The sequence below is a fragment of the Sphingobium sp. genome (assembly GCF_049304695.1).
In the GTDB taxonomy this organism is placed as follows: Bacteria; Pseudomonadota; Alphaproteobacteria; order Sphingomonadales; family Sphingomonadaceae; genus Sphingobium.
Map to the genome: position 1 here is coordinate 1 of NZ_JBAQOK010000088.1, position 7,647 is coordinate 7,647.

Genomic DNA, 7,647 nt, shown 5'->3' on the forward strand with positions numbered 1-7,647 from the left:
CCGCAACCCCATCCCAGACCATGTCCGCGTCTACGACGCCATCGCCGCCAGCGACGGACAGGCCGCAGCCGACGCCATGTCCGCCCTCGTCGACCTCGCCCTCGAAGACACCGCAAGCGCCATGTAAAAATAAGATCCTCCCCGGCGGGGAAGGGGACCGCCAGCGTAGCTGGTGGTGGAGGGGTGTTACCCTCTCATGAGAAGTGGACACCCCTCCGTCACGCCTTCGGCGCGCCACCTCCCCTACAAAGGGGAGGATTTAAAAAGGCCGACTTTGCCAGCGCTTGCCAGGGCAGAATCTGATACAGAAAAGGCCGGAACGGATTTACCCGTTCCAGCCTTTCTCCTGTCCAGTTTGCGACCCCCGGCTCCTTAACCGAGCTGTTGGTCGGGCAGCGCATGGGTCGTTTTCGATCCCCATAGCGCGTAGAACAGAATGTAAAGCTCGCACACCGCCGTCAGCAGGAACGACCATTGCAGGCCATAGCTGTCGGCCAGCCAGCCCTGCACCACCACCAGCGCGCCACCGGCGATCGCCATGATCAGCAGGCCCGATCCTTCTTCGGTCAACGGGCCAAGCCCCTTGATGCCCAGCGTGAAGATGGTCGGGAACATGATCGAGTGGAACAGCCCCACCAGAATGAGCGCCCACATGGCGACCGGGCCGGTCGTGAACACTGTCACCAGCATCACGATGAACGCGCCGATAGAAAAGACCGCTAGCACATTGCCCGCATCGAATTTCTGCATGATCGCGGACCCGGCGAACCGGCCCACCATCATCCCGCCCCACAGGAAAGTCAGATACCGCCCGGCCTGCTCATGCGTCAGGTTGGCGATGTCGGGCTGGCTGACGAAATTGACGAACAGGTTCGCGACGCCGATTTCCGCGATCAGGTAGATGAAGATCGCGGGAATCCCGAACACCAGATTGCGGTGATTCCACAGCGAATATTTCTTGCGCTCTTCCTTGTTGTGGCGCGTCATCGCATTGCCCATGGCGGGCAGCGGGAAGCGGGCGATGACGACCGCCAGCACGATCAGCACGATCGCCACCAGTACATAGGGCAGGACCACCGATTGCGCGTCGGCCAGCCGCTCGGCCTGCGTCAGCACGACGTCGCCCTGCGCCGTGCCACCCTTCGACCGGCCCAGGATCAGATAGGCGCCGAACAGGGGGGCCAGCATGGTGCCGGCCGAATTCATCGCCTGCACCAGATTGAGGCGCGAGGAGGCGGTTTCGGGCTTGCCCACGACCGCGACATAGGGGTTGGCCGCGACCTGCAACAGCGCGATGCCGCACGCGATCACGAACAGCATCGCCAGCGTCACGCCATAGGAGGGGATCGACGCCGCCAGTGTCATGCCCAGCGCGCCCGCCGCCATGATGAGCAGGCCGATCACCAGCGACTTTTGATAGCCGACCCGTTCGATCAGCTTGGCTGACGGGATGGACGCCACGAAATAGGCGATGAACCACACCGATTCGATCAGCGTCGTCTGGGTGTAACTCAGGTCGAACACGCTGCGCAGATGCGGCAGCAGCGTGTTGTTGATGACGGTGATAAAGCCCCACATGAAGAAGAGGCTGGCGAGTAGCGCGAGGGCTGGCCCGTAACGGGTGCCCGGATTATGCGTCGCGGTGACGCCCGCGCCTGATGCTATCGGTCCTGCCATTCATCCTTCTCCAGTGCAGTTCGGCACGGCCAGCCGATTAGGGTTGCGCCTGCATATTTTGTCGGAGTATATCTCACAAAACCGCCCGTCAATGGGGGCGCTTATGGGAGGACGTCCATGCGAAAGGCAATAACTTTGAAAACAACGCTGTCATATCTATTGGCCTTCTCACTGACAAGCGTTGCGGCGATGGCGGCTCAGGCTACGCGCGCACCCGCTGGTACGGCGACGGACGGCAGCGCGATCGAGGCAATCACCCTGACGAACGGGCAGGGCGTGTCGGCGAAAATCCTGACCTATGGCGCGACGCTCCAGTCGCTGTCGGGGCCGGACAAGAATGGCAAAGTCGCCGACGTGCTGCTGGGGTATGACGACGCAAAGTCCTATATCGACTATCCCAATTATTTCGGCGTGACCGTCGGCCGCTACGCCAACCGCATCGGCGGCGGCACCTTCTCGCTGGATGGCAAGGCCTATAAGCTGCCGCTCAACGACAAGACCAATTCGCTGCATGGCGGGGGCAAGGGCTTCGACAAGCAATTGTGGAAGGTCGTGTCGCTCAAGAGCGGCCCGGTTGCGACGCTCGTGCTGGCGTTGACCAGCCCCGATGGCGACCTGGGCTATCCCGGCAAGCTGGACGTGACCGTCACCTATACGCTGGACGAAAAAGGCGATCTGGGCATTGCGTTCGACGCGAAGACCGACAAGCCGACCATCGTCAACATGACCAACCACGCGATCTTCAACTTGAGCGGCGAAGGATCGCCCGATGGCGCGCTGGGCCATATGCTGACGATCCCGGCCAAAGCCTATACGCCAGTGGACGACAAGCTGATCCCGACCGGGGAGCTGAAGTCCGTGGCAGGTGGCGTGTTCGATTTCCGCACCCCCCGCCGTGTGGCCGACGGCATCCGCGACGGCCGCGACCAGCAGATCGTCTATGGCCATGGCTATGACCATAATTGGGCGCTGGACAAGGGCGCGACGAAGACGCCGGGTCTGGCCGCGCGGCTGGAAGATCCGCTGTCGGGTCGCGTCCTCGAAGTCCTCACCACCGAACCCGGCGTACAATTCTACACTGGCAATTTCTTGGACGGGACGTTCATCGGCAAGAACCAGCATGTCTATCGCATGGGTGACGGCATCGCGCTGGAGCCGCAGAAATTCCCCGACGCGCCTAACAAGCCCGCCTTCCTGTCGGCCCGCGTCGATCCGGGTAAACCCTATCATCACCAAATGATCTACCGTCTGTCGGTCAAACGATAAGCGAGGCGAGCATGGCACAGTGGCGGCAGATCGAACGCGACGTCGCGGATAGTCTGGGTGAAGGCACGCTCTGGTCGGCGCGCGAGAATGCACTCTATTGGGTCGATATTCTTGCGCCCGCGCTCAGTCGCCTGTCGCTCGATAGCGGTGCGGTAGAACGCTGGGCCATGCCCGAACCGCTGGGCTGGGTGGCGGAGCGCACTGGCGGCGGCTTCATCGGCGGTTTTCAGAGCGGTTTCGCCACCATCAGACTCGACCCGCTGGTCATCACGCCGATCGGCGACCCGGAACCGCATTTCCCCGGCAACCGCATGAACGACGGGAAAGCGGATGCGCAGGGGCATATCTGGTGCGGCACGATGGACATGGCCGAAGAGCATGATCGCGGCGCGCTCTATCGGCTTGCCCCCGACCATAGCTGGACGGTCATCGACAGCGGCTATCGCGTGCCAAATGGTCCCGCTTTCTCGCCCTGCGGCCGCTGGCTCTATCATAGCGACACCGCCAAACGGCAAATATATCGCTTCAAGCGCACGGCGGACGGCGCGACCGATCGCCAGCCCTTCCTGCGCTTCACCGACGATGATGGCTATCCCGACGGCATGACCGTGGACGCGCAAGGGCATATCTGGGTCGCGCATTGGAGCGGGGGCCGGATCAGCCGCTTCACGCCCGACGGCACGCTCGATCGCGCAATTCCCTTACCCGCGCGGCAAGTGACCAACATCAGCTTTGCCGGTCCCGACCTCGACCGGATGTTCGTCACGTCCGCGCGCATCGGACTGAATGATCCAACCGAACATGATGGCGGCCTGTTCGAAGTCCTCGATTGCGGGGTGCGCGGGCTGCCGACCCACCTCTACGCCGGTTAATGGCGCTGCATTGGCAGGAGGATTCCGATTGCCTCTTGCACTGAACGCGCGAATCTGATTAATCGCCTGAGACAGCGCTGTCATGTCCTCTCCAAAACGGACGGCGTTGTGATCCCGGACAGCAGCTTGGCGACTGCACGCGCTGTGCGCTGTCCGGGACGACCATCTTTCCCTCCCTATGCCTGACCGCAGCGATCAATGGCGAAGCCCGGCTTTACGCAATCGCACGCAAGGCCCTTCCCTGCGCGACGCATCCTGCTAAAGCGCGGCCATGCTCAATCTGAATGCCATTACCGTGCGCCTTGGCGGCCGCACCATCCTCGACCGCGCCGCAGCCGCGCTTCCCCCGCGCAGCCGCGTCGGCCTGATCGGCCGCAACGGCGCTGGCAAGTCCACGCTGATGAAGGTCATGATCGGCCAGCTCGACCCCGATGAAGGGTCATGCGACATGCCGCGCGACACCCGCCTTGGCTATATCGCGCAGGAAGCGCCCTCTGGCACCGCCACGCCGTTCGAAACCGTGCTGGAGGCGGACAAGGAACGCGCCATCCTGATGGCGGAGGCCGAACATACCGAAGACCCCGATCGCCTTGGCCATATCTATGAGCGGCTGACGACGATCGACGCCTATACCGCCCCGGCGCGCGCCGCCCGCATCCTCGTTGGCCTTGGTTTTGACGAGGAAATGCAGGGTCGCCCGCTCGACAGCTATTCGGGCGGCTGGAAAATGCGCGTGGCGCTGGCGTCGCTGCTCTTCTCCAATCCTGACCTGCTGCTGCTTGACGAGCCATCGAACCATCTCGATCTCGAAGCGACGCTGTGGCTGGAAAATTTCCTTAAAGCCTATCGCGGCACCGTGGTCGTCATCAGCCACGAACGCGACCTGCTCAACAATGTGGTCGATTATATCCTCCATCTGGAGGGCGGCAAGGTCACCCTTTATCCGGGCGGCTATGACGCGTTCGAACGGCAACGCGCCGAACGCCTTGCCCAACTCGAATCGGCGCGCAACAAGCAGCAGGCGGAGCGCGACAAGCTACAGGAATATGTCGCGCGCAATTCCGCCCGCGCTTCGACTGCCAAGCAGGCGCAGTCGCGCGCCAAGGCGCTGGCCCGGATGCAGCCGATCGCCGCCGCGATCGAAGATCCCACGCTGCATTTCGGTTTCCCCAGCCCTGCCGAACTGCGCCCGCCGCTCATCACCATGGACATGGCGTCGGTTGGCTATGACGAAACGCCCATCCTCCGCCGCATCAACCTGCGCATCGACCCCGACGACCGGCTGGCGCTGCTGGGCCGCAACGGCAACGGCAAGACGACGCTGGCCCGCCTGATCGCTGCGCAACTCGCGCCGATGGAGGGCGAAATGGCGTCCTCGCCAAAGATGAACGTCGGCTATTTCACTCAATATCAGGTGGAGGAACTGGACGTCACCGACACGCCGCTGGAACATATGACGCGTGTTATGAAGGGCGCGACGCCCGGCGCTGTGCGCGCGCAGCTTGGCCGCTTCGGCTTTTCGGGCGAACGTGCGGTGCAAAAGGTCGGCAGCATGTCCGGTGGCGAGCGCGCACGCCTCGCGCTAGCGCTCATCACCCGCGACGCGCCGCATATGCTGATCCTGGACGAACCGACCAACCATCTCGACGTCGATAGCCGCGAAGCATTGGTGCAGGCGCTCAACGATTATTCGGGCGCGGTGGTCATCGTATCGCATGACCGGCACATGATCGAACTGGTCGCCGACCGGCTGGTGCTGGTCGACAATGGCACAGCCCAGCCCTTCGACGGGTCGCTGGACGATTATACCGACATCATCCTGCGCAAGGCCGACGGCAACAGCGGCGGCGACGCGCCCAAGGTGGATCGCAAGGGCGACAAGAAAGCCGCCGCGCAATGGCGCGAAAAGCAGAAGATACTCAAGAACGCGTCCAACAAAGCCGAACGCGAAATGGCGGCGCTGACCGCCGAACGCAGCCGGATCGACGCAGCTTTGGCCGACCCGAAAAAGGCGACTGGCGCGGAAGCCAAGCTGACCACCAGTCAGCTTATGGTGAAGCGTGCCGCCGTCGAAAAGAAGCTGGAAATCGCCGAAGAAGTCTGGATGGAAGCCAGTGCGGCGCTGGAAGCGGGATAAGCCCAGACATCCGTTCGTTCCGAGCGAAGTCGAGAAACGCGCACGCGGCGCTACAGGCTTCTCGACTTCGCTCGAAGCGAACGGATTATAGGCGGCATTACCCCAACACCAACCGCCAATCCCACCTTAGCGGATCGCCGTCCATCACCTCGACGCCGCGCGCGACCAGCGTATCGCGAATTTCGTCCGACAGCGCAAAATCCTTGTCCGCCCGCGCAGCAGTGCGCCGTTCCAGCGCCGCCTCGATCTCTTCCGTCGTAATCTGCGCATCCTTGGGCGCCACTCGCAGGTCCGCGCGCGTCAGCGTCATCAGGTTCAGCCCCAAAGCCGCATCGAACGCCGCGATCAGGCACAGCTTTTCATCGACCGGCACCTTCTTGAGCGCGATCGCCTCTTCCAGCAGCGGCAGCGCGCGCGGCGTCATCAAATCATCGCTGATCGCCGCATCGAACTGTTCCAGCAACGGCGTCAGCTTGGGATGCAAATTGGCGCGCAGATAGTCGAGGCGCGGCGACTGCCACGTCACACCCTCCGCCCGCGCCTTCAACCCCTCGATCCCCATCACCAGCCGCTTCAACCGCGTCAGCGCAGCGGCCAGTCCTTCGGCGCTGAATTCCAACTCGCTGCGATAATGGGCCGACAGGCACAGCAGCCGATAGGCCAGCGGATGCACGCCCGCGTCGATAAGCGAAAACAGCGTGGTGAACCCGCCCTTCGACTTGCTCATCTTCCCCTGCCGCCCATTCTCTCTGGCCACCAGGAAATTATTGTGCATCCACCAGCGCGCGCCGGTAAAGCCCGCTTCCGCCGCGCTCACCTCCGGGCCACAGCAGGCATGAAACGCCTGATTCTGCGCAATCTCATTGGGATGATGGATTTCGCGATGGTCGATACCGCCGGTGTGGATGTCGAGCGGCTGGCCCAGCCGCGCTTGGCTCATCACCGAACATTCCAGATGCCACCCCGGTGCGCCCTTGCCCCATGGGCTGTCCCATTCCATCTGCCGCTGCTCACCGACCGGCGACTTGCGCCAGATCGCAAAGTCCGACGGATTGCGCTTCCCCGCCACCGGGTCGATCCGCGCGTGGGCGGCGTCGTCCCGCCCCCCAGCCAGCGCGCCATAGTCCGGCACCGAAGCGCTGTCGAAATACAGCCCGCTGTCCAGTTCATAACAATGCGCCGGGGCAATCGCCTCGGCAAAGGCAATCATCTGCGGCACATAGTCGGTCGCGACCGTCCATTCGCTTGGGCTTATGATGTTGAGCGCGGCGATGTTGGACTTGAACGCTTCGGTATAATGGGCCGCAATGTCCCAGATGCTCCTGGCCGATGCGCGCGCCGCCGCCTCCATTTTGTCGTCGCCCGCATCGGCATCGGACGTCAGATGACCGACATCGGTGATGTTGATAACATGCGTGACGCGCAGCCCCTTCCACAACAATGTCCGGCGCAACGTGTCGGTAAAGACATAGGCGCGCAAATTGCCGATATGCGCATAATTATAAACGGTCGGCCCGCAGCTATAGACCCGCGCATGATCGCTCTCGATCGGCGCAAAGGGTTCGATCGCGCGGGTCAGGCTGTTGAACAGGCGCAGCGGGGCGGGGATATGCTGATCGTCGGACATGGCGCTGCGATGGCGCGAAGCGGCGCGGTGGTCAATCCTAAGAAAATCCTCCCCTTGCAGGGGAGGTG

5 protein-coding genes and 1 pseudogene are annotated in these 7,647 nt (G+C 62.8%); 4 read left to right on the forward strand and 2 right to left on the reverse strand.

Annotated features, from left to right (window positions below; translation table 11 throughout):
• Positions 1 to 127 (forward strand): annotated as a pseudogene (locus WA070_RS16795) (GntR family transcriptional regulator); the annotation flags it as partial.
• Positions 128 to 372: 245 nt separating this feature from the next.
• On the opposite strand, the gene WA070_RS16800 reads toward WA070_RS16795, so the two are convergent.
• Positions 373 to 1,677: a sugar MFS transporter gene (locus tag WA070_RS16800; protein ID WP_422635076.1), complete on the reverse strand. Its 1,305-nt coding sequence runs from the start codon at positions 1,675 to 1,677 to the stop codon at positions 373 to 375.
• Between the two features lie 117 nt (positions 1,678 to 1,794).
• On the opposite strand from WA070_RS16800, the gene WA070_RS16805 reads away from it, so the two are divergent.
• From WA070_RS16805 to WA070_RS16815, 3 genes are all read left to right on the forward strand, one after another.
• A complete protein-coding gene (locus WA070_RS16805; protein ID WP_422635077.1) occupies positions 1,795 to 2,943 on the forward strand; it encodes an aldose epimerase family protein in 1,149 nt (382 codons plus the stop codon).
• Between the two features lie 11 nt (positions 2,944 to 2,954).
• Entirely contained in the window at positions 2,955 to 3,815 is an 861-nt protein-coding gene (locus WA070_RS16810; protein ID WP_422635078.1) for an SMP-30/gluconolactonase/LRE family protein, read from the forward strand.
• 271 nt (positions 3,816 to 4,086) lie between these two features.
• Positions 4,087 to 5,952: an ABC-F family ATP-binding cassette domain-containing protein gene (locus WA070_RS16815; RefSeq protein ID WP_422635079.1), complete on the forward strand. Its 1,866-nt coding sequence runs from the start codon at positions 4,087 to 4,089 to the stop codon at positions 5,950 to 5,952.
• Between the two features lie 97 nt (positions 5,953 to 6,049).
• Here WA070_RS16815 and WA070_RS16820 read toward each other — a convergent pair whose 3' ends face one another.
• On the reverse strand, positions 6,050 to 7,579 hold the full coding sequence (locus WA070_RS16820; RefSeq protein WP_422635080.1) for a cysteine--tRNA ligase: 1,530 nt from the start codon (positions 7,577 to 7,579) through the stop codon (positions 6,050 to 6,052).
• Positions 7,580 to 7,647 lie beyond the last annotated feature (68 nt).

Bases quoted from the DNA above. Each gene is read 5' to 3' on its own strand.
- WA070_RS16805 (WP_422635077.1), top strand. From the start codon at position 1,795: ATGCGAAAGGCAATAACTTTGAAAACAACGCTGTCATATCTATTGGCC.
- WA070_RS16810 (WP_422635078.1), top strand. From the start codon at position 2,955: ATGGCACAGTGGCGGCAGATCGAACGCGACGTCGCGGATAGTCTGGGT.
- WA070_RS16820 (WP_422635080.1), bottom strand. From the start codon at position 7,579: ATGTCCGACGATCAGCATATCCCCGCCCCGCTGCGCCTGTTCAACAGC.
- WA070_RS16800 (WP_422635076.1), bottom strand. From the start codon at position 1,677: ATGGCAGGACCGATAGCATCAGGCGCGGGCGTCACCGCGACGCATAAT.
- WA070_RS16815 (WP_422635079.1), top strand. From the start codon at position 4,087: ATGCTCAATCTGAATGCCATTACCGTGCGCCTTGGCGGCCGCACCATC.